The organism is Nocardioides euryhalodurans, from assembly GCF_004564375.1.
GTDB lineage: Bacteria > Actinomycetota > Actinomycetes > Propionibacteriales > Nocardioidaceae > Nocardioides > Nocardioides euryhalodurans.
This window is the reverse complement of record NZ_CP038267.1, coordinates 3,279,137-3,302,153: the sequence shown is the minus strand read 5'-3', so window position 1 is coordinate 3,302,153 and position 23,017 is coordinate 3,279,137. Positions and strand designations below refer to the sequence as shown.

Here is a 23,017-nt window from a genome sequence, read left to right as displayed (position 1 = left end):
GGCCTCCGTTGTTGGGCAGGGTGGAGGCCCCACTCCACCGCCTCCAGACGAGGAGCACCGATGTTCGGCCTGAGCAGGAAGACCGAGATGATCACCCCCGAGCAGGCCCTGCCGGGCCGTTCCGAGCGCCCGTGGAGCCTCGGCGATCACGTCGTGCTCCACACCCCCGTCGTGACCGACGAGGTCCCCGACGGCCACGAGGTCGCGATCTTCGGCCTCGGCTGCTTCTGGGGCGCCGAGGAGATCTACTGGCAGCTGCCCGGAGTCTGGTCGACGTCGGTGGGCTACGCCGGCGGCGTGAGCCCGCACCCGACGTACGAGGAGGTGTGCAGCGGCCGGACCGGCCACACCGAGGCGATCCGCATCGTCTTCGACCCCGCGGTGGTCTCGTACGCCGACCTGGTGAAGAAGTTCTTCGAGGTCCACGACCCGACCCAGGGCATGCGGCAGGGCAACGACGTCGGCACCCAGTACCGCTCAGCGATCTACTGGACGACTCCCGAGCAGGAGCAGACCGCGGCGGAGCTGACCAAGGTCTACGGCGACGAGCTCGCGCGCCGCCGGCTCGGCGCGATCACGACCGAGATCCGTCCTGCGTCCGAGACGCCGTACTACTACGCCGAGGACCCGCACCAGCAGTACCTCGCGAAGAACCCGTACGGCTACCGCTGCCACGCCAACACCGGGGTGAAGTTCCCCGCGTGAGGTCGCCGGCCCGAGCAGCCCGGCTACGAGGGGCGTCGGTCGTGCGGCACCTCGCACACGGCTGACGCCACGGTGACGTTGCCCGCTGTGTCGGTCGCTTCGCCCGTGACGGTGTAGGCACGCCCGTCCCCGCTGCCGTCGCGCTCGGCGCGGACACGGACCACGCCGTCGAGGACCTCGACGTCCCCGTCGGCCGGCTCGTCGACGGTGACGCCGACGGCGAGGTCCGACAGGCCGGACAGGTCGTCGCTGCCGGTGACGTCGCCCACCGTCACCAGCCGCCCGTTCGGCGGCCAGATCAGGCAGGGCTGGGCCGGCAGACCGGCGAGAACCGGCGGAGTGAGGTCTACACGCACCTGCACCGTCCGGGAGTCCTCGGTGTTGCCGACCCGGTCGACCGCCGCGAAGGTGACCTCGTAGTCACCCTGCTCCGCGAAGTCCACGGTGACCTCGTCGCCGGGTGAGATCCACGCCTCGTCGGGGGACCCACCGGTCAGGTCGCGCACCTGCGCCCGCACCTCGCGTACGCCGGCGAGGTCGTCGGTCGCGGTGAGGGTCAGCCTGACCGGCGTCCGGCTCCAGCCCGCCGCGTTGGCGGGCGGCGTGAGCTCGGCGCTGCTCACCGGCGCGACGTCGTCGTCCGGCGGTGGGAAGACCGGGTCGGGCACCTGGTCGAGCCCGGAGAGCCCGACCGTGACGTGGCGGTGCCCGGGGAGCACGCCCACCGCCCCGCCGACCACCCGGTGCTCGGTCGTGGCGTCGAACCAGTAGGGCTCGGCCTCGGCGGTCAGGGCCACGGCGTCGGGCAGCGCGTAGTGCAGCGTGGCCGGGCGACCCTCCATCGCACGGCCGTGGAGATACATCACGAGCGCGTGCTCGAAGACGTGGTACATGTTCTTGCCCCGGCCGGCCTTCTCGTCGCCGCCGGGAACCATGAAGCTCCCGTCGCGGAGGGGGCGGGTCCAGGTCTCGTGGGGAAACACCGGGTCGACGAACGCGTCGAGCCAGCCCTGCGCGCTGCGCGCCAGCCACCCGCTGCGGGCGAAGTCCTCGCGGAGGTCCAGCGCGGCCAGGGTCTGGTCAGCCTCGTTGTGCACCCACCAGGGGCTGTCGAGCTCGGCGGCGCCCGAGAAGTCGACCAGGTCGTCGTGCCAGCGCGCCGCGGCTTCGTCCCATGCCGTGGCGAGGAGCAGGTCCCGGTCGGACGCCAACGCCTCCCACGGGCGGTCCGCGAACACCTGGTTGGCGTTGTGGATCATCTCGTGGCTCTTGATCGTGTGCCCGAAGTCGGTCTGCAGGGCGGTGTGGATGCCGATCCGCCCGGTTCGCCCCCAGAACCACCAGGTCTCGGGTGAGGTGTGGTTGCGGTGCTGGTCGATCAGCGCCTGCGTGGTCACGCGGAGGTCGGAGCGGAACTGGGCGCGCCGGGAGGACTCGGTGAGCAGGTCGGCGTTGGGCAGCAGCAGCGCCGTCCCGGGGACCAGCATGTTGACGATGTCGCCGCCGTTGTTGCCGATGTCGACCGTGCGCGCCATGTTGGCCGACCGGGCGTCGAAGAACCGACCGGTCGCGGGGTCGTGGTAGCGCTGGAAGATCAGGTCGCGGACCTGCAGCAGCCCTGCCTCGGCCCAGGGCTCCCGGGTGACGTTGAAGTACATGCCGTAGGCGAGACCCAGCGACGCGAGGTCGAAGAGCTGCTTGCTGTCCGAGGGGTCGAGCGGCTCACCGGTCTCCGTGAGGTCGCGGTACCAGCCGCCTCGGACGTCGTCGAACCCGTGCTCCGCCAGCCACTCCAACCCCGCCCGGGCGTAGGTCAGGTACCGCTCCTCCCCCGTCAGGTGGAAGGCCACGCTGTAGCCGTACACCCCCCGCGCGAGGGTGGAGACCCCACGCCAGGTTCCCCTGGTCGGGTCGAGCTCCCCTGCCCCGTCGCGCCAGGACGGGTAGTTCCCCAGCGGCGTGCCCAGCGCGACCGGCATCTCCCAGTAGGGCAGCAGGTCGCGGCGAAGGTGCCGGAGCCAGGTGCGCGAGGCCAGCACCTCCGGCACCGCTCGTACGGTCGTCGCACCGCCGGCGCCGGCGACCGCTGCGGCACCGCCGGCGGCGTCGGCCTCCGGTTCGCCCTGCGAGGCGGAGGCGACTGCCGGCGAGAGCGCGACGAGCAGGGCGGTCGTCGTGAGCAGCTGGCGGGTCGTCATGGCGCCTCCCGGGGCCAGGCCCGAGCCGGCGCGGGCCGTTGCCGCCATCGTCGGGTCACGACACGGAAGACGCCATCGGTACAAGTGCTGACCTCGGCCGGGGTCGCCCAGCGGTCAGCGGGCGAGCAGCCCCTCGACGTCCGGCAGGCCCTCGAAGGCGGTGAAGGTGCCCGCGCCCGCGATCTCCCGAGCCGCCTCCAGGAACCCTCCCCAGGCCGCCCGGGCGAGGGTGCCACCGACACTGATGCGCCGTACGCCGAGCCGCTCGGCCTCGGCGACCGTGACGAACGGGGCGTTGGCGAGCAGGTTGACGGGCCTGGGCGCCACCGCAGAGACGACCGTCTCGACCTGCTCCAGGGTGGTCAGCCGAGGGGCGTAGAGGCAGTCGGCCCCGGCCTCCGCGTAGGCGAGCAGCCGGCGAACCGTCTCGTCGAGGTCCGGTCGGCCCACCACGAACCCCTCGGACCGCCCGGTGAGCAGCACCCCGCTACCGCTCTCGTCGATGGCGCGTCGCGCCGCGGCCAACCGCGCCACCGCGACGTCGAGCTCGAGGAGCGGGTCGGCCGGGTCTCCCGAGGCGTCCTCGATCGACAACCCGGCGATGCCCGTGTCGACGGCCCGTGCCACGTTGGCGGCGACCCCCGACGGGGAGTCGGCGAACCCGGCCTGGAAGTCGGCGTTCACCGGGACGCGGACGACGTCCGCGACGACCCGGAGGTGGGCGAGGGTCTGGTCGACGGTGACCTCGGTGTCGGTGACGCCCAGCGTCCAGGCGAGGCCGGCGCTGGTGGTGGCCAGGGCCGGGAACCCCAGCTGCTCGAGGGCGCGGGCGGTGCCGGCGTCCCACGGGTTGGGCATCACGAAGCAGCCGGAGGCGTGCAGCCGGCGGAACTCGGCGACGCGATCGGCCTGCGTACCCATCGGCGTCCCCCTTCTCGGGTTCCTCCCACAGTGGGACCGGGCGCGAGGCCGGTCAAGACCGGTCGTGGGTCAGTCCAGGTCCTTGGCGAACCACACGTCGGCGTCGGCGTTGCCGTTGTAGTCCTCCACGCGGTGGTAGCCACGCGACTCGTAGAGCGACACCGCCACCGTGAGGCTGCTGTTGGTGTCGAGCAGCGACTGCCCCCGTCCGGACTCGCGGATCAGGCCCTCCAGGTAGGCCAGCAGCGCGGCGGCCAGCCCCCGGCCCCGCGCCCAGGGCGCCACCCACATCCGCTTGATCTCACCGCGGTCCCGGTCGAGGAACTGCACCGCACCACACGCCACGGGCTCGTCGTCCGGCCCCGCCAGGACGAACAGGCCACGCGGCGGGGCGTACGCCTGCACGGCGTCGTCGAGCGCCGAACCGGCCTCGAAGCCGAAGGCCTGGCCGATCTCGGAGAAGTACTGCTCCATCGCCCACCGAGCCGGCGGCGACGACGGGTCGACCACGTGGAAGTCGTGCATGACCCCCATCGTCGCACTGCTCCGCCGAACACCCCGCCGGGCACCTGACATGATGGCGCCGTGACGGTCCGGTCCGAGCGAGCGCCGTACGCCGGGTGGCGTGCGGTGGCGGCGACCGTCCTGGTCATGGCGGGCGCGACCTGCGCCCACACCTGGGCCGGCGGCCACCTGCCCTCCGGACCCGGTCTGCTGGCGCTCGGCGGGCTGGTGCTCGCGGCCAGCCGCCTGGTCCTGCGCGGCAGCGTCCGACCCGTGGTGCTGCTCCCGGCCGTCGCGCTCGCACAGGTCGGCCTGCACACGGCTTTCGCCACGGGGGCCGGTGAGCACGCGGCTCACGCCGCCGCAACCGGCCAGGGGCTCTGGACCTGGCAGATGCTGGCAGCCCACACGGCGGTCACGCTGCTGACCGCCCTGGTCTGGCAGCTCTGCTCCCGTGCCGCCCACCAGGTGCTCACCGTCCTCGCGCTCGCGCTGCCCTACGCCGGCGGCCGCCACGACCGCGGCCTCGTGCTGCGCGACCTCGGCGTGCTGCTGGCGCGGCTCGACCTCGCGACCGCCCCGGGTCGCGGTCCTCCGCAGGCGCCCAGCCGCGCCTGATTCCGGCTCTGCCCGGTCGACGCGGCACGCCGCCGACCAGCACACCCACACCCGTCCCCAATCGGAGGACCAGCATGTCCCGTCGTACCCTCACGCGCCTCGGCGCGCTCACCGCCGCCACCGGCATCGCCGCCCTCGTCGCGGCCCCGGCCCAGGCCCACGTCTCCGGCACCCCGTCGGTGGCGAACGCCGGCTCGTACACCGTGCTCACCATGAGCGTCCCGCACGGCTGCGAGGGCTCACCCACGACCCGGATCGAGATCCAGGTCCCGGAGTCGGTGCTCTCCGTCACGCCGACCCGCAACCCGCTCTACGACCTCGAGGCGAACATCGAGCAGCTCGACGAGCCCGTCTCCGACGCCCACGGCAACGAGGTGACCGAGCGAACCGGCAGCATCGTCTACACCGCCAAGGAGCCGCTCCCCGAGGGGCAGCGGGACACCTTCGAGCTGTCCTTCCAGGTCCCTGACGCTGCCGGTGAGCAGCTCGTCTTCCCGACCATCCAGACCTGCGAGCAGGGCGAGACGGGCTGGGTCGAGGTGCCGCAGGAGGGTCAGGACGCCGAGGAGCTGGAGCACCCGGCCCCGTCCTTCGAGATCCTCCCGGCCAGCGAGGAGGGCGACGGCCACTCCGACGAGGAGGCCTCGGACACCGAGGCCGCAGCCACCTCCGACTCAGCGGACGGGACCCAGGAGGCCGCCGCGACGACCGACGGCACCAGTGCGGTCGGCTGGGCCGGCCTGGTCCTCGGCGCGCTCGGCCTCGTCGCGGGTGGCACCGCCCTGGCGCGGACCCGGAAGCCCGCGTGACCGTGGGCGGTCGACCGGTGCGGTGGCGGCTGGGCCTGCGGCTCGCCGTCACCGCGCTGGTCGCCGCCTGCGCCGTCCTCCTCGGTGCCGGTCCCGCCGCGGCCCACGCCGAGCTGCTCGGGACCGACCCGGCCGACGGCGCGGTGCTGGACACCGCGCCGGAGGCCGTGACGCTGACCTTCACCGAGCCGGTCCGCCTCACCGACCGCGAGATCACCGTCTACGACGCCGCCGGCGTGTCCGTGCCCTCGGAGGCGGCCGCCTCCGACGACGAGGTCACCGTGACGCTCACCGACCCGGAGGCCCTGGGGCGCGGCACCTTCGTCGTCGCCTGGGCGGTGATCTCCGCCGACGGGCACCCGATCTCGGGGTCGATCACCTTCTCGGTGGGTGAGCCCAGCGCCGAGGTGGCCGACCCGCCGCCCGCTCCGACCTCCTCGGGCGCGGTCACCGCGGTCCAGGGCGTGCTCGCGGGACTCACCTACCTCGGGCTGCTCGTCGCCGCCGGGCTCGCCGCGTTCGTCGCCCTGGTCCTCCCCGGCTCCTACGGCGGCCAGCAGACCCGGCTCCGGATCCGCCGCACCACCCGCGTGGCCGCTGCGGTGGCGACGGTCGCTGCCCTGCTGATGGTCCCCGTGGCGTCGACGTACGCGCAGGGCCTGGAGCTGGGCGACCTCCCCGGCTCGCTCGACCCCGGCCTGGTCACCGCCGAGATCCTCTCCGTCGTCCTGCTGGTCGCCGGTCTCGGCGTGGTCGTGGTGTCCCTCTCGAGCGTGCCCCCGGACCGCACCCAGCGTCCGGCCCTGCTGGTCGGGGCCGCGCTCGCGGTCGCCTCGCCGGCGGTCGTGGGCCACACCCGGTCCTACCAGCCCGAGGTGCTGCTGGTGGTCAGCGACGTGGTCCACGTCGCCGCCGGGGCGACCTGGCTCGGTGGCCTGGTCGGGCTGGTCGTCGCGCTGCGTGCGCTCGCCGGCAGGGAGGAGCTGGCTGCGGTCACGCTGGCCCGCTTCTCGGCGCTGGCGGGTGGTCTGCTGCTCGCGGTCGCCGCGACCGGGACGATGCTCGCCTGGCGGATCCTCGGCTCCTGGTCGGCCTTCCTCGACACCACGTACGGTCAGCTGCTGCTGGTCAAGATCGGGCTGGCCCTGGTGGTCGCCGCCCTGGGCGGGTGGAACCGCTTCGGCATGCTGCCCCGGGTGCGGGCGGCGGCCGGGTTCGGCGACCGCACCCGCGCCGCCACCCTGGTCTCGCGCACCCTCGTCGCGGAGGCGACCGTCGTCGTGGCGCTGCTCGGCGTCACCGGCTTCCTCGTCAACCAGTCGCCCCGGCCGGCCCCGGTCGACGCACCGGAGGGCACCACGGGCGTCGAGGCCGCGGAGTCGTCCGGCGACCTCCAGGTGTACGCCGCCCTCAGCCCGCGCCGGCAGGGGGCGACCACGCTGCTCGTCCAGCTCCAGGACGGGACCGGCGAGCCGGTCACGCCGCCGACCGCGCCCGAGGTGTCGCTGCGCTCGGGCGACGTCGACCTCGGTGACGTCGAGCTCACCGCGAGCGACGCCGGGACCTGGCAGGCCCGGGTGGTGCTGCCCCGGGCCGGCGTCTGGGAGGTCCAGGTGAGCACCCGGTTGAGCCGCTTCGAGGCGCCCGTCTCGACCGTGAGGATCGACGTCCCCGAGTGAGGGTCAGGCCGCGACGCTGACCTCGACCGGGACCCGGTGGAGGTAGCCGTCGACCCGCACCTGCACGAAGAGGACGTAGTCGCCGGCGAACTCGATCTCGGAGTGGAAGGTGAGGGTGGCGCCGTCCTCGGTGACCTCCGGCGCGCTCATCGGGTGCAGGTGGAGCATGGAGCCGGTGCCCGTGTGGAAGCCGGTCACGTGCCCGTACGCGCCGAGGTAGGTGTCGAGCCGGACCGGGCGCCCCTCGGTGTCGCTGACCGTGAGCTGCATCCGGCCGTTGGCGCCGGCGCGGGGCGACCTCGTGACCGCGACGTCGACGAGCGGGTCGACCGGGTCGGCCTCGACGGTCGGACCCGCGGCGACCGGGACCGACTCCCCGAGGACGACGTGGTCGCCGTTGCCGCCGGCGTCCTCGGCCACGAACTCCGCCACGACGCGGTAGTCGCCCCTGCCGGGCAGGACCACGGGGGCGGTCCAGGTGCCGTCGACGGCCATCGTGGGGTGCAGGTGCCGGAAGACGCCGAGATCCTCGCGGACGACGTACAGGTGGAGGTCGCGGGTCTGCTCCTCCAGGAACTGGGTGACCGGTTCGCCCTCAGCACCCTCGATCCGGAAGCCCACCTCACCGGTGGTGCCGGCCCGGTCCGGCAGCCTGACGTCGCGCAGCGCATAGCCGACCTCGCCCGAGGTGGTGCCGTCGCCGACCGGCAGCGAGACCATCGCACCGCCCGGCCCGTGGGAGTGGCCGCCGGCGGGCTCGTCCGAGGCGTCGGAGGTGCACGCGGGCAGCGCGAGCAGGAGGGCGAGGGCGAGCCCGAGCGTGCGCACCATGCCCCCCATTGTGCTTCCCACCCGGTGAGACCGGGCCGCCCACCCCGAAGTCAGGGGACGCGGCGCCCACCCGTCGGCCACAATGGCCTCATGCCCGACCTCCCTCGCAAGGCCGCCGCGCGCACCGCGCGGCTGGCCGCGCTGCCCCTCGGGTACGCCGGTCGCCAGGCCGTCGGGTTCGGCAAGCGGCTCGGAGGTCGCCCGGCCGAGCTGGTCGTGAGCGAGGTGCAGCAGCGGACGGCGGAGCAGCTGTTCCGCACCCTGGGCGAGCTCAAGGGCGGGGCGATGAAGTTCGGGCAGGCGCTGAGCGTGCTCGAGGCCGCGCTGCCCGACGAGGTCGCGGCGCCGTACCGCGAGGAGCTGACCCGGCTGCAGGACTCCGCACCCCCGATGCCGACCCAGACGGTGCGCGAGCAGATCGCCCGGTCGCTCGGCCCGGACTGGCAGGACCTGCTGGTGCACCTCGACGGCGCCCCGGCCGCCGCGGCGTCGATCGGCCAGGTGCACCGGGGCCGCTGGCACGACGGCCGTGACGTCGCGGTGAAGGTCCAGTACCCCGGCGCCGGGGAGGCGCTGATGTCCGACCTGCGCCAGCTCGCCCGCGTCGCCCGCGGCGTCGCGCCGGTCTTCCCCGGCCTCGACATCAAGCCGCTGGTGGCCGAGCTGCAGGCGCGCGCCGCCGACGAGCTCGACTACGCGCTCGAGGCCGAGGCGCAGACGGCGTACGCCGACGCCTTCCGCGACGACCCCGCCATCGTCGTGCCCGAGGTGGTGGCGGTCGGCGAGCAGGTGCTCGTGAGCGAGTGGCTGGACAGCCCGCACTCCCTGGCCCACGTGATCCGCGAGGGGACCCAGGCCGAGCGCGACCACTACGGCCGGGTCTTCGTGACGTTCCTGTTCGACGGACCGGCGCGGACCGGGATGCTGCACGCCGACCCGCACCCGGGCAACTTCCGGATCCTCCCCGGGCCGGACGGCGGGCCCGGCCGGATCGGCGTGCTCGACTTCGGCGCGGTCGCGCGGCTGCCCGAGCGGCGGCTGCCGAGCGCCATGGGCCGGCTGATCCGCGTCGCCGCCGAGAACAGCGCCGACGATCTCGTGGCCGGGCTGCGGGAGGAGGGGTTCATCAAGGAGCAGACGCGGGTCGACCCGCAGCGCGTGCTCGACTACCTCGCTCCGTTCATCGAGCCGACCCGGACCGAGACCTTCCGCTTCACGCGCGCCTGGATGCGCGCTCAGTTCGAGCGGATCAACGACCCGCGCAACCCGGCGTTCACCACCGCCACCAAGCTCAACCTCCCCTCGTCGTACCTCCTCATCCACCGCACCTGGCTCGGCGGGCTCGGCCTGCTCTCGCAGCTCGAGGCCGAGGCGCCGTTCCGGGCGATCATGGAGGAGCACCTGCCGGGGTTCGCGGGGTGAGTGGTCCGGGGAGAGCGGGACAGCCCCCTCACCCCACCTCGAACTCCCCCAACCGGTCCCAGTGGTCACCCTCCATCAGCTGGTTGCGGATGTACGGCGTCTCGCGCAGGTACTGAGGCAGGTCGGCCTGGGCCTGCTTGAAGTGGGGGGAGGTCACGTGCGCCTCGGCGGCGTCGTCGCGGAAGCCCTCGACGAGGACGTACTCGGTGGGGTCCTCGACGCTGCGCGACCAGTCGAAGAAGAGGTTGCCCTCCTCGGCCCGGGTCGCCTCGGTGAAGTCACGGGTGAGCTCGACCCAGTCGTCGGCGTGCTCGGGCTTCACGGGGAACTTCACGCAGATGAAGATCATCGGAGTCCTTCCGGGGGTGGTGGTGGCACACGAACGTACCGAACGGTCACCCGGCGAGGTCCAGCCACATCACGTGCAGCCCGACCGGCCCGTGGCTCGCCGATCGGAAGGCGCCGGGCACGGTGCCGATCGTCACGAAGCCGAGCGCGTGCCAGAGCGCCACGGCAGCGGTGTTGGTCTCGACGACGGCGTTGAACTGGATGCCGCGGTAGCCCTCCGCGCGGTGCCACGCGACGACCCACTCGGCGAGCCGGCGACCCACGCCGCGGCCGCGCGCGGCCGGTGCGACCATGAACGACGCGGTGCCGACGTGGTCGCCGCGGCCCGGCCGGTTCGGCCCCATCTTGGCGGTGCCGAGGACCTCCCCGTCCTCGTCGAGCACGACCGTCAGGCCGGGCGGTCGCTCCATCCAGAGGCGGCGCGCGTCCTCGGACCCGAGGTCCTCGGGATAGGCGTAGGTCTCGCCTGCCGCGACCGTGTCGCGGAAGATCGGCCAGATCGCCGGCCAGTCGGCGTCGGTGGCGTCGCGGATCACAGGTCCCTCGCTCCGTCGATCGACTCCCGGATCAGGTCGGCGTGCCCGCAGTGCCGCGCGTACTCCTCGACCATGTGGACGACGATCCAGCGCAGGCTGGGCTTCTTGCCGTGCCGGACCCGGGCGGCGAGCGCGCCGAGGTCACCGTCGACGAGAGCCTGGTGCAGGACCGCGTCGGCCGCGAGCACCTCGGCGTCGAAGAGGGCCCGCAGCTCCTCCGGGGAGTCGTCGGCGGCGGAGTGGAAGTCCCAGTCCCGGTCGGCCTTCCAGTCGACCGAGGCCCAGGGCTCCACCTGCTCCTCGCCGGCGAACACGTACCGGAACCAGAACCCCTCGACGAACGCCAGGTGCTTGAGCAGGCCGCCCAGCGTCAACGGGCTCGGGCCGAGGGTGCGCTGCAGGTCGGCGCCGTCCAGCCCCTCCGTCTGCCGCAGCAGCGTGGCGCGCTGGAAGTCGAGGAACGCCAGCAGCGTGGTCGCCTCGTCCGCGGCCGCGGGCGGGTAGGTGCGCTGGATCGTCATCGTGGCTCCCGGTCGGTGATGCAGTACGCCGAGCCGGCCGGGTCGGTCAGCACCGTCCAGCTGTCGAAGGTGGCGACCTCGGTCGCGCCCAGCGCGACGTGACGCGCGGTCTCGGCGGCCCGGTCGCTGGTCGCGAGGTCGAGGTGGCCCCGGACCTCGCCCAGCGGCTCCCCGAGGCGTTGCAGCAGCAGGTGCAACGGCTCGCCGTCGGGGCGATGCAGCCGCTGGAACTCCGCGTGCCCGGGCGAGGGGGCGAGCACACGGCCGGTCAGGGCCTGCCAGAAGGCGACCTCGCGGTCGTGGAGCTCGTGGGGCACGTCCACGCAGACCTGGTCGACGGCCGAGGAGTGGCCGCCCCAGTCGACGGCGGCAGCCGGCGTGGCCGCCGGGTGGGTGACGAGGCAGAACGGCAGTCCCCCGGGGGACGCCATCACGACGTGGCCCACGTCAGCCACCTCGCGCGCACCCAGCGCGACCGCCCGGTCTGCCGCGGCCCGTGGATCGTCGACGTGGAGGTCGAGGTGGATCCGGGACCGTCCGGCCACGAGCCGCTGCACCCGCAGGTGGCCGTCGCCCTCCGCCGGCACGAGCGACACGAGCTCACCGGCCGCACCCCGGGTCGCCGAGACCGCCGCGCCCGTCACGCCGCTCCAGAACGCCAGCCCGTCGTCGTACGCCTCGGGGGCGAGGTCGAGGAACGCGCTGACCCAGAAGGGCGTCACGCGACCGGGGAGCAGTCGTGGCCGCAGCCGTCACCGGCGACCGGCCCGTCGGCGTGGTCCGCGGGGCGGTGGAGCACCGCCGTCTCCGGGGTGAGGGCGATGGCCTCGTCGTCGGCGGTGGCGGTCCCGTCGACCAGGAGGGAGCAGCCGTGCTCCTGCCGTGGCCAGAAGACCAGGGTGGCGGCGGGGTTGCCCGCCAGGTTGCGGGCCGAGCCGCGGCTCGCCGGGCAGCGCAGCACCCCGTCGACGAGCGTCGGCTCGACGGTCACCGCCTTGACCCGCCCGTCCGCCGCGGCGGTCAGGAGGTAGCCGGCACCGAAGTCCGCCAGCGCCTCCGCGAGCTTCGGGATCTCCACCGGGATGCTCATGCCGCCGAGCATAGGCAGGTCGGCGTCGCCCGAATGCAACCTGCCTCCCACATTTCGCGTCTTGGTGGCGATGGAATGGAGGTGCACCGGATGCACGCAGCCGCAGGGACGGGGGTGACCATGTCAGCTCACGGGAGCGACACGCTGACTGCTCGCGACGCCGACTTCTCGTCGTACATGCACGCGCGCCAGGCGAGCCTGCTGCGCACCGCATACCTCCTGACGGGTGACCGGCACACCGCCGAGGACCTGGTCCAGGTCGCGTTCGCCAAGCTCTACCTCGCCTGGGACAAGGTCCACGACCGCGGCTCGATCGACGCCTACGTCCGCCGGATCCTGGTCAACGAGCACAACTCGCTCTGGCGCAGGGCGTGGAAGCGGCGCGAGCTCACCACCGAGGTGCTGCCCGAGAGCAGCCACCACGACACCTACGACGCCGGCGGCAGCGGCGAGCTGTGGGACCTGGTCCAGACGCTCCCGCGCAAGGCGCGGGCCGTCGTGGTGCTGCGCTACTACGAGGAGATGTCGGAGGCCGAGACCGCCGAGGTGCTCGGCATCTCCGTCGGCACCGTGAAGTCCCAGGCCAGCCGTGCGCTGGCCACCCTGCGCCAACGGGCGCCCGAGGGCCTGAACCCCCGGGAGGAGGAGCGATGAACGACCAGCTGACCACCCGACTGACGCGCCAGCTCCACGAGCAGGTGGACGGCATGACCGATGCGCCGCTCAGCCTCGACGACGTCCGGGGCCGGGCCCACGCGATCCGCCGTACGCGCCGACTCGCCGCCGCTGGGGTGGCCGCCGTCGCGGTCGCCGCGATCGCGCTCCCCATCGGCCTGCTCGGCGGCGACGGGGCCGGTCGCGGCGACCGGCCGCCGGTCGTCGACACGCCCAGCGAGGCCGTGGACCCGACGCCGCGGGCGGACGGGACCTTCCCGCTCACCCTCGACGTGCCGGAGGGTCCGGTGCCGGACACCGGCTACATCGTCTTCGGCGACCAGACGTACGTCACCCCCGACCGCACGCTCGACCTGCCGGGCAGCTTCGTCCAGATCGCGCCGTACGACGAGGGCTGGGTCGGCATCCGGGCTAGCAGAAGCTCCCCCACCGGCCACGAGGTGGTCGTGCTCGACGCCGACCTCGAGGAGGTCTCGGCGAGCCCGAGCGGTCCCGGACTCGCCCCCAGCAGCGACGGCACGCGCGTGGCCTGGCTCGACGTCGAGGGCGGCGGCGGGACGGGGACCCTCGTCAACGCCCCGGCCGACGGTGGGCAGCCCATCTACACCTCGGTCTCCTCGCGCTCCCAGATCGAGGGATTCCTGTCCCCGGAGCTCGTGGCCGTCTCCCTGTTCGACGACACCTCGGGCGACACGTCGTACCGTGGCGCCGGCCCGAACGGCTGGGACTTCGAGGAGCCGTCCCTGGCAGGCTTCCAGGCCGTCGGCGGCATCTCCGAGGTCGCCGGGCTCGTGGCGGGACAGACCCAGTTCCGCGGCGACAGCACCTGCTCGGAGGTACGTCGCACCGACCCGGCGCAGCCGGGGCTCGTCCACGAGACCTGCGACCACCAGCTCGGCGCGTTCAGCCCGGACGGGCAGCTGCTGCTCGGCTTCCCGACCTACTTCGACCTCGGGTCACCCGCCCTGGCCGTCCTCGACGCCGCCACCGGCGAGCCGGTCGTCGAGTGGACCAGCAGCCCCCGGCGGGAGGACGCAGCCATGGTGATGTCGGCCGTCTGGGAGGACGACGACACGGTCGTGGCCGTGGTCGAGCAGGGTCGCAACCAGCAGGTGCTGCGGTTCGAGCTCAACGGGTCCGTGACGAAGAGCGGAGAGGCGCTGCCGTCCCAGATGTCCATCGAGTACTTCCTGCCGGGCGACCTCGACCGGCAGTGAGGCTCAGACCAGCACCTCGGTGACGGGCAGCGAGGAGTCGGCCGGCAGGTCCAGCGCGGACGCCGGCCGGTTCCTCGCGACCATCTCGGCGCCGAGGGCGGCCACCATGGCGCCGTTGTCCGTGCAGAGGCCCGGACGGGGCACGCGGACCCGGATCCCCCGGGAGGCGGCCCGCTCCTCGGCCATCACCCGGAGCCGGGAGTTGGCGGCGACCCCGCCGCCGATCAGCAGGTCGTCGACCCCCTGGCTGGTCGCGGCGTCGAGCGCCTTGCGGACGAGCACGTCGCAGACCGCCTCCTGGAAGGAGGCCGCGACGTCGTGGACCGGCACCGGCTCGCCGGACCGCTCGCGCGCCTCGACCCAGCGGGCGACCGCCGTCTTGAGGCCGGAGAAGGAGAAGTCGAAGCGGTGCCGCTCGAGGTCGCGCCGCGAGGTCAGCCCCCGCGGGAAGTCGATGGCCACGGTGTTGCCCTCGCGGGCCGCCCGGTCGATGTGGGGACCGCCCGGGAAGGGGAGGCCCAGCAGCCGGGCCACCTTGTCGAACGCCTCCCCCGCGGCGTCGTCGATGGTCGAGCCGAGAGGGTCGACGTCGCCGGTGACGTCCCCGACCCGCAGCAGGCTGGAGTGGCCACCCGAGACCAGGAGCGCCAGGCAGGGCTCCGGCAGCGGGCCGTGCTCGAGCTGGTCGACCGCGACGTGGGCGGCGAGGTGGTTGACGCCGTACAACGGCTTGCCGAGGCCCACCGAGAGGGCCTTGGCCGCCGCCACCCCGACGAGCAGCGCCCCCGCGAGACCCGGGCCGCTGGTCACCGCGATGGCGTCGACGTCGTGGAGTCGTACGCCCGCCGTCTCGCAGGCCCGCTCGATCGTCGGCACCATCGCCTCGAGGTGGGCCCTGCTGGCCACCTCGGGCACCACGCCCCCGAAGCGGGCGTGCTCGTCGACGCTGCTGGCCACCGCGTCGGCCAGCAGCTCGTGGCCGCGGACGATCCCGACCCCGGTCTCGTCGCACGAGGTCTCGATGCCGAGGACGAGGGGTGCGTCGGTCATGGTCACATCATGCCCGCGACAATGGAGCCATGCGTGCCGTGGGGGTCGAGGAGCTGCGAGACCTGCCGTTCGTACGGCACCAGGTGGACCCGGGACTGCTCGTCGGCGCCTGGCAGGGCGCGGACGGAGCCGCGTTGGTGCTCGCAGGCCGTCACCTCGACGAGGGGCCTCGCCTCGTCGCCACCGCCCTCGGAGCGCCCGAACCGCTCGCGCCCTTGCTGGCGTACGCGGCGGCCAGCCAGCCGCTCCCGGCCCGTCTGCTGATCGCGGCGGGCTCGGAGGCCGCTGTGCCCGCGGCGTGGTCCTGGAGCCCCGGCCGGCGCTGGCACTGGATGCTGACGAGGGCGCAGCCGCAGCCTTCCGACCCGCGGGTGGTCGAGGTCGACGATCCCGACGAGATCACCGCGTTGCTCGACCGTGAGGCACCGGGCTCCTTCGCCCGCCCCGGCACGCCCGGGATCGAGGCCTGGCTCGGCGTCCGCGTGGCCGGCCGCCTTGATGCCGTTGGCGCCGTGCTGCGCCAGCCGGACGGCACCGGCCACCTGCGCGGTGTCACGGTGGCGGCAACCGCCCGCGGCCGGGGGCTCGGGCGACTCGTGAGCACGGCGCTCACCGCCCGGGCGCTGGCGGGCCCGGGTGTGGCGAGCCTCGGGGTCTACGTCGACAACGCTCCCGCCCTGCGGATCTACCGGGGACTCGGCTACGAGGTCGCCCACACGCTCATCGGCGGCCCGCTGAGCGGGAGCTCCATCACGACCGCGGTCGTGCCGTCGCGGTAGTAGCGCGGTCGCCGGGCGAGCTCGGCGAAGCCCCGGTCGGCGTAGAACGCGAGCGCGCCGGCGTTGTCCTCCCGGACCTCGAGCAGCACCCTCTCGACACCGTGCGTCCGGGCCAGCGCCAGCACCTCGTCCAGCAGCGCGGTGGCGACCCCGGCCCGCCGCCGACCGGGATCGACGGCGATCCGCTGCAGCTCGACCACGTCGCCCGCGACGCTGGCGACGGCGTACCCCGCCAGGCTCTCGTCGAGTCGCGAGACGAGGTAGTGGACCGTCGGCAGGCTCCCGGTCACACCCTGCGCGACCAGCGCCTCCGACCAGGCGTCGGCCGCGAGGGCGACCGCCTCCAGGGCGGCGATGTCGGCGACGTCGGCGGGGGTGGCCGGCTCGATCACGACGCCGGCTTGCGGGGACCCGGAGCCACTGCGTCGGGGCGCCGGAGGTAGAGCGGCTCGGGGTCGTGCAGCTCGGCACGCTCGTCGACCACCGTCCGGGCCAGCCAGCCCGCGCTCGGGCGGGTGGGGGCGCAGCCGTTCGGGAAGTGCTCGGGGTAGAGGACCGGGCCCTCGCCGACGACGAGCGCCTCGGTCGCGACCACGGCGGGCTTCTCCACGACGGGGCCGTCGAGCCGGTGGCCGGCCTCGTCGTACGACGCGAGGTAGACCTCCTTGCGGCGCGCATCGGTCGCGACGACGAAGTCGCCGATGACCGTGCCGGTGTCGACCGCCTCCACGGCCAGCACGTCGAGGGTGCAGACGCCGTAGACGGGGATCTCGAGGACGAAGCCGAGCGTGCGTGCGGTGACCAAGCCCACCCGCAGCCCGGTGAAGGGGCCGGGCCCCACACCGACCGCTATCGCGGTGAGGTCCTGCCGGACGATGCCGGCCTCGCGCATCGCCCGCTCCACCAGCGGTGCGAGCTGCTCGCCGTGGCGCAGCGTCTCCTCGCTGGCCAGCTCGACCACCACGTCCTCACCGTCGTGGAGGGCGACGGTCACGCGCGGGGTGGCGGTGTCGAAGGCGAGCAGCACGGCGTCAGGCTAGCCCCCACCCCGGGGCCGGCCTCAACGGGCGGCGTGGGCGAGGCGGGCCAGGTGGGCGTCGATCGGCGAGAGGCCCGGGTGGTCGACGACCGGGTCCCACCAGGCGAGGCCGTCGACCTCCGCGGTCGCCCGGAAGTCCGAGACCCGGGTCATCCGGCCGCGGAAGACGGCGACGTAGTCGATGCGGCGCTCGTGACCGAGCTGCACGGTGGCGACGCCCACGAAGGAGACGTCCCCGGGCTCCGAGCCGGTGCGCAGGCGGAAGTTGCGTACGGCGGCCTCGCGCGCCGACTCTCCCTCCTCGATCCGTGCGAGCGGCAGCTCCCACTCGTCGAACCGCGCGTTGTGGTCGAGCAGCACCCGGCCGTCGTGCTCGGCCACCATCAGGGCGAGCGGCACCGGCGCGGGCGGGTCGAGGTCGCCGAGCTCCTCCTCGGCGCACGGCCGGAAGTCGACGAGGAGGTTCTCGTTGAGCTTCTCGGCCAGCGGCGGCCGCTGCGTGGCCGGCACCTCCAGCGAGTACCAGCGCGGACCGACGGGCGTCATCAGCACGCGTCGCGGGTCGAGGTCGGCGTGCTCGTCCTCGTGGGCGAGTGCCCGGATGATCCGGATCTCCAGCCGCGACTCAGCCAGCCCCTCGGCGATCCCCTCGCCCCACTCGACCATCGTGACCGCGTCGTCGAGGGAGGTGTCGAGGTCGAGGTCGTCGAGCTCGTCGATGCCCCCGAGCCGGTAGGCGTCCACGTGGACCAGGGCCGGCCCGTCCGAGAGGGAGGGGTGGACCCGCGCGATGACGAACGTCGGCGAGGTGATGTCGCCCCGCACGCCGAGCCCGGCACCGACCCCCTGGGTGAACGTGGTCTTCCCGGCGCCCAGCTCCCCGCTGAGCACCACCAGGTCGCCGGCCCGGAGCTGGCCCGCGAGCGACCGACCGAGCTCGCGCATCGTCTCGGCGTCGGGGACGTCGAAGAGGAAGGTGTTGAGCGGCCGGCGCAGCTCCACGTTGGGCTCCTGCCTGCGGATCTCCCGGAAGCCGCGCCGCTCCCAGAACGCCACGGTCCGCGGCAGCTCGATCCGGGCGACCACGGTCAGGTCGTCGAAGCCCTCCGCCTGCTCGACCGCGGCCTCGATCAGCCGGGCCGCGATCCCGTGGCCCTGCACGTCGGGGAGCACGCCGAAGCGGCGGAGGTACATGGTGGTGCCGACCGGGTCGAGCACCAGCCCGCCGACCGGCTCGCCGTCGAGGGTGGCGAGCAGGCCGCCGTGCTTGCCGAGCAGCTCGGCCAGCGACTCGGCGGTCTCGGTGAGCGTGGCTGCCGGCGGGTCGAGCGGGGGGCGCGCCTCGAACGCGGGCCGGATGGCCGCCAGCAGGGTGGCGGCCTCCTCCGGCCCGATCGGCCGTACGTCGACGGTGCTCACCGCTCGTCGACCCGCTCCCCTGCTGCGGCCAGCAGCTGGTCGAGCTCGGCGTTGACCTGCTCGTGGCGCTCGAGGATGACCATGTGGCCGGCGCCCTCGCACTCCAGCAGCCGCGCCCCCGGGATCCGCGCCTGCAGCTTGCGGCTGTGCCCGATCGAGGTCAGCTTGTCGGCCGTCCCGCACACGACCGACACCGGGACCCGCCCCAGGGCCGACAGGGTGTGGAACTTGTCGAGCGCCCCGAGGGACGGGAAGAACTCGGCGATCACCTCGAACGGCGTCTTGGCCAGCATGTCGTCGACGAAGTCGACGTAGGACGACGGCACGTCGTCGCCGAAGGCGAACTGGTCGGTGACGACGGTCGCGAACGGCCGGGTCAGCCGGCGTACGCCGTCGACCGCCCAGTGCCCGCGCGCCAGCGTGGCGACGGTGCGCAGCCCCATCGTGCCGCCGAGTCCCGAGGGCATGAGCGGGATCAGCGCGCGGTGGGGGTCCAGCCCTCCGGCGGTGGTGGAGATCAGCCCCACCCCGACGATGCGGTCGCCGAAGACCTCCGGCGCCTGCTCGGCGAGCGCGATGATGCTCATGCCGCCCATCGAGTGGCCGACCAGGACGACCGGCCCGTCCGGCACGACGTGGTCGAGCACCTGCCGCAGGTCGTGACCGAGCTGGTCGATGGTGGCGTGCGACTTGCTGGAGCGACCGGAGCGGCCGTGGGAGCGCTGGTCGTAGAAGACCGTCCGGACCAGCCCGCGGTAACCGGCGCGCTGGAAGTGCCAGCAGTCAAGGGTGAGCGCGTAGCCGTGGACGAACACCACCGTCAGCGGTGAGTCCTCGCACTCGTCTACCTCGACGTGGAGCGGGACGCCGTCGTCCGCGACCACCGTCGTCGGCCGCGACCGGAGCGAGCCGAAGTGGGTCCCGTCGCCGGCGCCGCGACGGGCGATGACCCGGCGGCGGCGGGCGACCTCGACGGCAGTACCGGCGACGGCGACACCGGCCGCCGAGGCGACGGCCCCGAGGATCCTGCGCTTGATGCTCATTCCTGCCCTTCGTCGACGTAGCGGCGGACGAAGCGCCCGCCGATGCGGGTGACGATCTCGTAGCTGATGGTCCCGGCGGCCTCGGCCCAGTCCTGGGCGGTCGGCTCCCCCAGCCGGCCGGTGCCGAAGAGCGTGGCCCGCGCACCGGCGGCGACGTCGTCGTCGTCGAGGTCGACGACGAGCTGGTCCATGCAGACCCGGCCCCGGACCGGGCGGCGACGGCCGCCGACCAGCACCTCGGCGTGGTTGCTCGCGTGGCGCGGCACGCCGTCGCCGTACCCCACCGGCACGACGCCGACGGTGGTCGCGTGGGGCGCGTGCCAGGTGTGGCCGTAGGAGACGCCGGCGCCGGCCGGGATCCGCTTGACCATCGCGAGCTCGGCCACGGCCGACATCGCCGGCAGCAGCCCCAGGTCGGGGGTGTGGCCGGGCGCGGGGTCCAGGCCGTACGACGCGATGCCGCAGCGGACCAGGTCGAAGCGCGAGCTCGGTCGCAGGATGGCGGCGGCGGAGTTGGCCAGGTGGCGGACCTCCGGACGCAGCCCGGCCCGCTCGCCGACCTCGAGCGCGTGGCGGAACGCCGCTTCCTGCGCGTCGTTGGCGGGGTGCTCGGGCTCGTCGGAGCAGGCGAAGTGGGACCAGATGCCGGTGACCGTCCAGTCACCCCGCGCCTGCCCCGCAGCCGCCTCCGCCACCAGGTCCTCCCACGCATCCAGCGGGGCGCCGCCTCGGGACAGGCCGGTGTCGACCTTCAGCTGCAGGCGGGCGGGACGTCCGGCGGCGCCGACCGCCGCGGCGACCTCGCGAAGCTCGGCGACGGAGTACGCGGTGACGTCGACGTCCGCGGAGATGGCGGCGGCGTAGTCCTCGCCCGGCACGCCGAGCCAGGACAGCACCCGGCCGGTGTCGCCGGCCTCCCGGAGCCCCAGCGCCTCGTCGATGGTGGCGACGCCGAGCCACGCGGCCCCGGCGTCGCGGGCCGCGCGGGCGGCCGGCACCATCCCGTGGCCGTAGCCGTCGGCCTTGACGACCGTCATCATCTCGACGCCGGTGTGCTCGCGCAGGACACGGACGTTGTGACGGATGAGGGGCAGCTCGACGACGATCTCGGCGCGGGCCCGGCTCATGGGGCGGATTGTTCCATCCCCGGGTCGAGCAGTCGGCGCACCGTCCCGGGGATGGCCTCCGCGACGTCGCCGGCACGCAGCGGCCCGCCCCGCGAGGCGAGGGTCGCGGCGGCGCCGTGGAGCCAGGAGCCGACGGACGCGGCGTCGTAGGTGTCCAGGCCGCACGCCAGCAGCGCGCCGACGAGACCGGCGAGCACGTCGCCCGCCCCGGCGGTGGCCAGCCACGGCGGGCCGGTGGTGGTGACGCGGACGCGTCCGTCGGGGTGCGCGACCAGGGTGTGGCGGCCCTTGAGCAGCACCACGGCGTCGTACGTCGCTGCGGCCGCGCGGGCGTGGTGGAGCATCCGGGCCTCGACGTCCACGCGCTCGGCGCCGGTCATGGCAGCCAGCTCGCCGGCGTGGGGGGTGAGCACCGTCGGCACCCCGAGCGGGCCGCCGACGTGGGCCAGCGCGTCGGCGTCCACGACGAGCGGGACCCCGTCGGAGCGGGCGGCGGCGAGCTCGTCGCCGGCGGCCGCTCCCCCACCGGAGCCGACCACCCAGGCCTGGACCCGCCCGTCGCCGACGACGGCGGGGTGCTCGCGGCGGACCAGGTCGGAGACCTCGCCGACGTGGCGGACCATGCCCGCCAGCCCGCAGTCCGCGCCGGCCACGCAGAGCAGCGCGGCACCGGGGTAGGTCGTCGAGCCGGCCCGGACGCCCACCACGCCGCGGGTGTACTTGTGACCACCCGGCTCGGGCCGCGGCAGCAGCCGGCGTACGTCGGTCGGCTGCAGGGCCGACACCGGGGCCGGTGGCAGGTCGAGGCCCAGGTCGACCGGGTGGACCGCACCGCAGGCGGTCGCGGCCGGGTCGACCAGGTGACCGACCTTGAGCGTGCCGAAGGTGACGGTCAGCGTCGCCTCGACGTGCGGGCCGGCGAGCTCGCCGGTGTCGACGTCGATACCGCTCGGGACGTCGACCGCGACGACCGGGACGCCGCGGACGTGGTCGAGCGCCGCGACCGCGGCTGGCCGCAGGCCGGGGCGGCCGCCGATGCCGACGATCCCGTCGACGACCACGTCGGGGGTGGTGCCGGCGCGGGGCTCGGCCACCCGGCCGCCGGCTGCCCGCAGCGCCTCGAGGCCGGCCTCGTGGACCTGCCCGGCGAGCAGCCACGCCTCGACCGAGCAGCCCCGGCGGGCCAGCCGTGCTCCGGCGTACAGCGCGTCACCGCCGTTGTTGCCCGGCCCGACCAGCAGGAGCACCCGCCGGCCGTAGGCGCCGCCCATCAGGTCGACCACCGCGTGAGCCAGCCCCGCGGCCGCCTGCTGCATCAGCGCCCCGTCGGGCAGGTCGGCCATCCGGGCCGCCTCGGCCGCGCGGACCTGCTCGACCGTGTGCGCCTCTCGCATGCCACCCACCCTATTCGCGGCGTGTGCCTGAGCACGGCGCATGGACCGTTCTCAGGCACACGCGCCCGGGGTGAGCCTGTGGAGGAGCGCCACAGGCCCGCTGAGGATCGGCCAAGGTGGCCCGATGAGCGACCTCACCCGCCTCATCGACCACCAGGACGGCATGGTGGCGCGTCGCCAGTTGACCGACCACGGGGTGCACTGGGACGACGTGCGCTCCCATGCGCGAGCAGGTCGGTGCGTGGTCCGTACGCCACGGGTCGTCAGCGCCTTCACCGGCGAGCTGACGACCGAGCAGCGCCGGTGGCTGGCCGTGCTTCACGCGGGGCCGCGCAGCCTCCTGGGCGGTCTCACCGCCGCGGAGCACCACGGACTCAAGCGGTGGCAACGCGAGGCGATCACGGTCGTGGTGGACGACGAGCTCGCGTTCGAGCCCGTCGACGGGGTCCACTTCTTCCGTTCCCGCCGTTCCTTCGAGCTTCTCCGCGACCCCGGCTCGGCACTCCCGCGGTGCCGCCTCGAACCCGCGGTCCTCCTCTGGGCCGGCTACGACGCACCGCACAGGGCTGCCCACGCGATCCTCGCCTCGGCGGTGCAGCAGCGGCTCACGACACCCGGCGAGCTGCTCCGCTGGATCGACCGGCTCCGGCCCCTGCGACGGGCGCCCGCCTTCCGCGCCTCCCTCCGTGATGTCGCCGGCGGCTCCCAGTCAGGCGCCGAGCTCGATGTCATGAGGATGTGCCGCCGGTTCGGTCTGGAGCCGCCGGATCGGCAGCGGCCGCGCACCGACCGGGCGGGCAGGCGCCGGTGGACCGACTGCGAGTGGGACCTCCTCGACGGAGCGGTGCTGGTCCTCGAGGTCGACGGCTCGTTCCACATGGAGGTGGAGCACTGGGGCGAGGACAAGAAACGGGCCCGGCGGCTCACGGCGCACGACCGCACCGTCATCGGATGCACGGCGTACGAGGTCAGGCACGAACCCGCCGAGGTGGCCGGGGACCTGATCGCCCTCGGCGTCCCCCGAGCCGTCCCGTGTGCCTGAGCACGGCGCATGGACCGGCCTCAGGCACACGCCGCGACGAAGACTGTGTC

25 protein-coding genes are annotated in these 23,017 nt (G+C 74.2%); 9 read left to right on the top strand and 16 right to left on the bottom strand.

The window, feature by feature from the left end; all coding sequences use genetic code 11:
• Positions 1–60 precede the first annotated feature (60 nt).
• A complete protein-coding gene (gene msrA, locus EXE57_RS15995) occupies positions 61–705 on the top strand; it encodes a peptide-methionine (S)-S-oxide reductase MsrA (protein ID WP_135079203.1) in 645 nt (214 codons plus the stop codon).
• Positions 706–728: 23 nt separating this feature from the next.
• Here the strand turns inward: msrA and EXE57_RS15990 are convergent, their stop codons facing one another.
• The 3 genes from EXE57_RS15990 to EXE57_RS15980 form a co-directional block, all read right to left on the bottom strand.
• The gene (locus tag EXE57_RS15990) at positions 729–2,903 is read right to left on the bottom strand and encodes an AGE family epimerase/isomerase (RefSeq protein ID WP_135079202.1); all 2,175 of its coding nucleotides are present in this window, start codon (positions 2,901–2,903) and stop codon (positions 729–731) included.
• Between the two features lie 114 nt (positions 2,904–3,017).
• On the bottom strand, positions 3,018–3,824 hold the full coding sequence (locus EXE57_RS15985; protein ID WP_135079200.1) for an isocitrate lyase/PEP mutase family protein: 807 nt from the start codon (positions 3,822–3,824) through the stop codon (positions 3,018–3,020).
• A 69-nt stretch (positions 3,825–3,893) separates the two neighbouring features.
• Positions 3,894–4,349, bottom strand: a complete 456-nt coding sequence (locus EXE57_RS15980) for a GNAT family N-acetyltransferase (protein ID WP_167305936.1) — start codon at positions 4,347–4,349, stop codon at positions 3,894–3,896.
• A gap of 60 nt (positions 4,350–4,409) precedes the next feature.
• Here EXE57_RS15980 and EXE57_RS15975 point away from each other — a divergent pair, with 60 nt between their 5' ends.
• From EXE57_RS15975 to EXE57_RS15965, 3 genes are all read left to right on the top strand, one after another.
• On the top strand, positions 4,410–4,946 hold the full coding sequence (locus EXE57_RS15975) for a hypothetical protein (RefSeq protein ID WP_135079196.1): 537 nt from the start codon (positions 4,410–4,412) through the stop codon (positions 4,944–4,946).
• A gap of 74 nt (positions 4,947–5,020) precedes the next feature.
• Positions 5,021–5,755, top strand: a complete 735-nt coding sequence (locus tag EXE57_RS15970; RefSeq protein WP_135079194.1) for a YcnI family copper-binding membrane protein — start codon at positions 5,021–5,023, stop codon at positions 5,753–5,755.
• Positions 5,752–7,434, top strand: a complete 1,683-nt coding sequence (locus tag EXE57_RS15965) for a copper resistance CopC/CopD family protein (RefSeq protein ID WP_135079192.1) — start codon at positions 5,752–5,754, stop codon at positions 7,432–7,434. Before EXE57_RS15970 ends, EXE57_RS15965 begins: the two co-directional genes overlap by 4 nt.
• A gap of 3 nt (positions 7,435–7,437) precedes the next feature.
• Here EXE57_RS15965 and EXE57_RS15960 read toward each other — a convergent pair whose 3' ends face one another.
• Positions 7,438–8,265: a hypothetical protein gene (locus tag EXE57_RS15960; protein ID WP_135079190.1), complete on the bottom strand. Its 828-nt coding sequence runs from the start codon at positions 8,263–8,265 to the stop codon at positions 7,438–7,440.
• Positions 8,266–8,355: 90 nt separating this feature from the next.
• Here EXE57_RS15960 and EXE57_RS15955 point away from each other — a divergent pair, with 90 nt between their 5' ends.
• Positions 8,356–9,687: an ABC1 kinase family protein gene (locus EXE57_RS15955; RefSeq protein ID WP_135079188.1), complete on the top strand. Its 1,332-nt coding sequence runs from the start codon at positions 8,356–8,358 to the stop codon at positions 9,685–9,687.
• Between the two features lie 28 nt (positions 9,688–9,715).
• Here EXE57_RS15955 and EXE57_RS15950 read toward each other — a convergent pair whose 3' ends face one another.
• The 5 genes from EXE57_RS15950 to EXE57_RS15930 all read right to left on the bottom strand — a co-directional run bounded on the left by EXE57_RS15950 (position 9,716) and on the right by EXE57_RS15930 (position 12,182).
• The gene (locus EXE57_RS15950; protein ID WP_341869405.1) at positions 9,716–10,021 is read right to left on the bottom strand and encodes a putative quinol monooxygenase; all 306 of its coding nucleotides are present in this window, start codon (positions 10,019–10,021) and stop codon (positions 9,716–9,718) included.
• A 61-nt stretch (positions 10,022–10,082) separates the two neighbouring features.
• Positions 10,083–10,571, bottom strand: coding sequence for a GNAT family N-acetyltransferase (locus EXE57_RS15945; RefSeq protein ID WP_135079184.1), 489 nt, complete (start codon positions 10,569–10,571; stop codon positions 10,083–10,085).
• On the bottom strand, positions 10,568–11,092 hold the full coding sequence (locus EXE57_RS15940; protein ID WP_135079182.1) for a DinB family protein: 525 nt from the start codon (positions 11,090–11,092) through the stop codon (positions 10,568–10,570). The genes EXE57_RS15945 and EXE57_RS15940 overlap by 4 nt, the downstream gene beginning before the upstream one ends.
• A complete protein-coding gene (locus EXE57_RS15935; protein ID WP_135079180.1) occupies positions 11,089–11,814 on the bottom strand; it encodes a VOC family protein in 726 nt (241 codons plus the stop codon). Before EXE57_RS15935 ends, EXE57_RS15940 begins: the two co-directional genes overlap by 4 nt.
• Entirely contained in the window at positions 11,811–12,182 is a 372-nt protein-coding gene (locus EXE57_RS15930) for a pyridoxamine 5'-phosphate oxidase family protein (RefSeq protein ID WP_135079178.1), read from the bottom strand. Before EXE57_RS15930 ends, EXE57_RS15935 begins: the two co-directional genes overlap by 4 nt.
• Positions 12,183–12,302: 120 nt before the next feature.
• Between EXE57_RS15930 and EXE57_RS15925 the strand changes: the two genes are divergently transcribed.
• Positions 12,303–12,836, top strand: a complete 534-nt coding sequence (locus EXE57_RS15925; RefSeq protein ID WP_167305935.1) for a SigE family RNA polymerase sigma factor — start codon at positions 12,303–12,305, stop codon at positions 12,834–12,836.
• Positions 12,833–14,074: a hypothetical protein gene (locus EXE57_RS15920; RefSeq protein WP_135079176.1), complete on the top strand. Its 1,242-nt coding sequence runs from the start codon at positions 12,833–12,835 to the stop codon at positions 14,072–14,074. Before EXE57_RS15925 ends, EXE57_RS15920 begins: the two co-directional genes overlap by 4 nt.
• A gap of 3 nt (positions 14,075–14,077) precedes the next feature.
• On the opposite strand, the gene tsaD is transcribed toward EXE57_RS15920, so the two are convergent.
• Positions 14,078–15,124, bottom strand: coding sequence for a tRNA (adenosine(37)-N6)-threonylcarbamoyltransferase complex transferase subunit TsaD (tsaD, locus tag EXE57_RS15915; RefSeq protein ID WP_135079174.1), 1,047 nt, complete (start codon positions 15,122–15,124; stop codon positions 14,078–14,080).
• Between the two features lie 29 nt (positions 15,125–15,153).
• Between tsaD and EXE57_RS15910 the strand changes: the two genes are divergently transcribed.
• The gene (locus tag EXE57_RS15910) at positions 15,154–15,903 is read left to right on the top strand and encodes a GNAT family N-acetyltransferase (RefSeq protein WP_135079172.1); all 750 of its coding nucleotides are present in this window, start codon (positions 15,154–15,156) and stop codon (positions 15,901–15,903) included.
• Here EXE57_RS15910 and rimI read toward each other — a convergent pair.
• Genes rimI through EXE57_RS15880 form a run of 6 tightly spaced genes read right to left on the bottom strand, consistent with a single transcriptional unit; the run spans position 15,825 to position 21,925 of the window.
• The gene (gene rimI / locus EXE57_RS15905) at positions 15,825–16,295 is read right to left on the bottom strand and encodes a ribosomal protein S18-alanine N-acetyltransferase (protein ID WP_135079170.1); all 471 of its coding nucleotides are present in this window, start codon (positions 16,293–16,295) and stop codon (positions 15,825–15,827) included. The two genes, EXE57_RS15910 and rimI, sit on opposite strands and share 79 nt — an antisense overlap.
• Positions 16,292–16,930 (bottom strand): tRNA (adenosine(37)-N6)-threonylcarbamoyltransferase complex dimerization subunit type 1 TsaB, encoded by a 639-nt coding sequence (tsaB, locus tag EXE57_RS15900; protein WP_135079168.1) that lies wholly within the window; start codon positions 16,928–16,930, stop codon positions 16,292–16,294. Before tsaB ends, rimI begins: the two co-directional genes overlap by 4 nt.
• A gap of 33 nt (positions 16,931–16,963) precedes the next feature.
• Positions 16,964–18,361, bottom strand: coding sequence for a tRNA (adenosine(37)-N6)-threonylcarbamoyltransferase complex ATPase subunit type 1 TsaE (gene tsaE / locus EXE57_RS15895; RefSeq protein WP_167305934.1), 1,398 nt, complete (start codon positions 18,359–18,361; stop codon positions 16,964–16,966).
• Positions 18,358–19,404, bottom strand: a complete 1,047-nt coding sequence (locus EXE57_RS15890; protein WP_135079166.1) for an alpha/beta fold hydrolase — start codon at positions 19,402–19,404, stop codon at positions 18,358–18,360. The genes tsaE and EXE57_RS15890 overlap by 4 nt, the downstream gene beginning before the upstream one ends.
• Positions 19,401–20,531: an alanine racemase gene (gene alr / locus EXE57_RS15885; RefSeq protein ID WP_135079164.1), complete on the bottom strand. Its 1,131-nt coding sequence runs from the start codon at positions 20,529–20,531 to the stop codon at positions 19,401–19,403. Before alr ends, EXE57_RS15890 begins: the two co-directional genes overlap by 4 nt.
• Positions 20,528–21,925, bottom strand: coding sequence for an NAD(P)H-hydrate epimerase (locus EXE57_RS15880; RefSeq protein WP_135079162.1), 1,398 nt, complete (start codon positions 21,923–21,925; stop codon positions 20,528–20,530). Before EXE57_RS15880 ends, alr begins: the two co-directional genes overlap by 4 nt.
• Before the next feature lie 124 nt (positions 21,926–22,049).
• Between EXE57_RS15880 and EXE57_RS15875 the strand changes: the two genes are divergently transcribed.
• Positions 22,050–22,967: a PDDEXK family nuclease gene (locus EXE57_RS15875; protein ID WP_135079160.1), complete on the top strand. Its 918-nt coding sequence runs from the start codon at positions 22,050–22,052 to the stop codon at positions 22,965–22,967.
• Positions 22,968–23,017: the final 50 nt, after the last annotated feature.

Coding starts and splice junctions, on each gene's coding strand:
- EXE57_RS15930 (WP_135079178.1), bottom strand. CDS start 12,182: ATGAGCATCCCGGTGGAGATCCCGAAGCTCGCGGAGGCGCTGGCGGAC.
- EXE57_RS15990 (WP_135079202.1), bottom strand. CDS start 2,903: ATGACGACCCGCCAGCTGCTCACGACGACCGCCCTGCTCGTCGCGCTC.
- EXE57_RS15875 (WP_135079160.1), top strand. CDS start 22,050: ATGAGCGACCTCACCCGCCTCATCGACCACCAGGACGGCATGGTGGCG.
- EXE57_RS15980 (WP_167305936.1), bottom strand. CDS start 4,349: ATGCACGACTTCCACGTGGTCGACCCGTCGTCGCCGCCGGCTCGGTGG.
- EXE57_RS15940 (WP_135079182.1), bottom strand. CDS start 11,092: ATGACGATCCAGCGCACCTACCCGCCCGCGGCCGCGGACGAGGCGACC.
- alr (WP_135079164.1), bottom strand. CDS start 20,531: ATGAGCCGGGCCCGCGCCGAGATCGTCGTCGAGCTGCCCCTCATCCGT.
- EXE57_RS15960 (WP_135079190.1), bottom strand. CDS start 8,265: ATGGTGCGCACGCTCGGGCTCGCCCTCGCCCTCCTGCTCGCGCTGCCC.
- EXE57_RS15880 (WP_135079162.1), bottom strand. CDS start 21,925: ATGCGAGAGGCGCACACGGTCGAGCAGGTCCGCGCGGCCGAGGCGGCC.
- EXE57_RS15920 (WP_135079176.1), top strand. CDS start 12,833: ATGAACGACCAGCTGACCACCCGACTGACGCGCCAGCTCCACGAGCAG.
- EXE57_RS15955 (WP_135079188.1), top strand. CDS start 8,356: ATGCCCGACCTCCCTCGCAAGGCCGCCGCGCGCACCGCGCGGCTGGCC.
- EXE57_RS15890 (WP_135079166.1), bottom strand. CDS start 19,404: ATGAGCATCAAGCGCAGGATCCTCGGGGCCGTCGCCTCGGCGGCCGGT.
- tsaD (WP_135079174.1), bottom strand. CDS start 15,124: ATGACCGACGCACCCCTCGTCCTCGGCATCGAGACCTCGTGCGACGAG.
- EXE57_RS15910 (WP_135079172.1), top strand. CDS start 15,154: ATGCGTGCCGTGGGGGTCGAGGAGCTGCGAGACCTGCCGTTCGTACGG.
- EXE57_RS15970 (WP_135079194.1), top strand. CDS start 5,021: ATGTCCCGTCGTACCCTCACGCGCCTCGGCGCGCTCACCGCCGCCACC.
- EXE57_RS15925 (WP_167305935.1), top strand. CDS start 12,303: ATGTCAGCTCACGGGAGCGACACGCTGACTGCTCGCGACGCCGACTTC.
- msrA (WP_135079203.1), top strand. CDS start 61: ATGTTCGGCCTGAGCAGGAAGACCGAGATGATCACCCCCGAGCAGGCC.
- EXE57_RS15985 (WP_135079200.1), bottom strand. CDS start 3,824: ATGGGTACGCAGGCCGATCGCGTCGCCGAGTTCCGCCGGCTGCACGCC.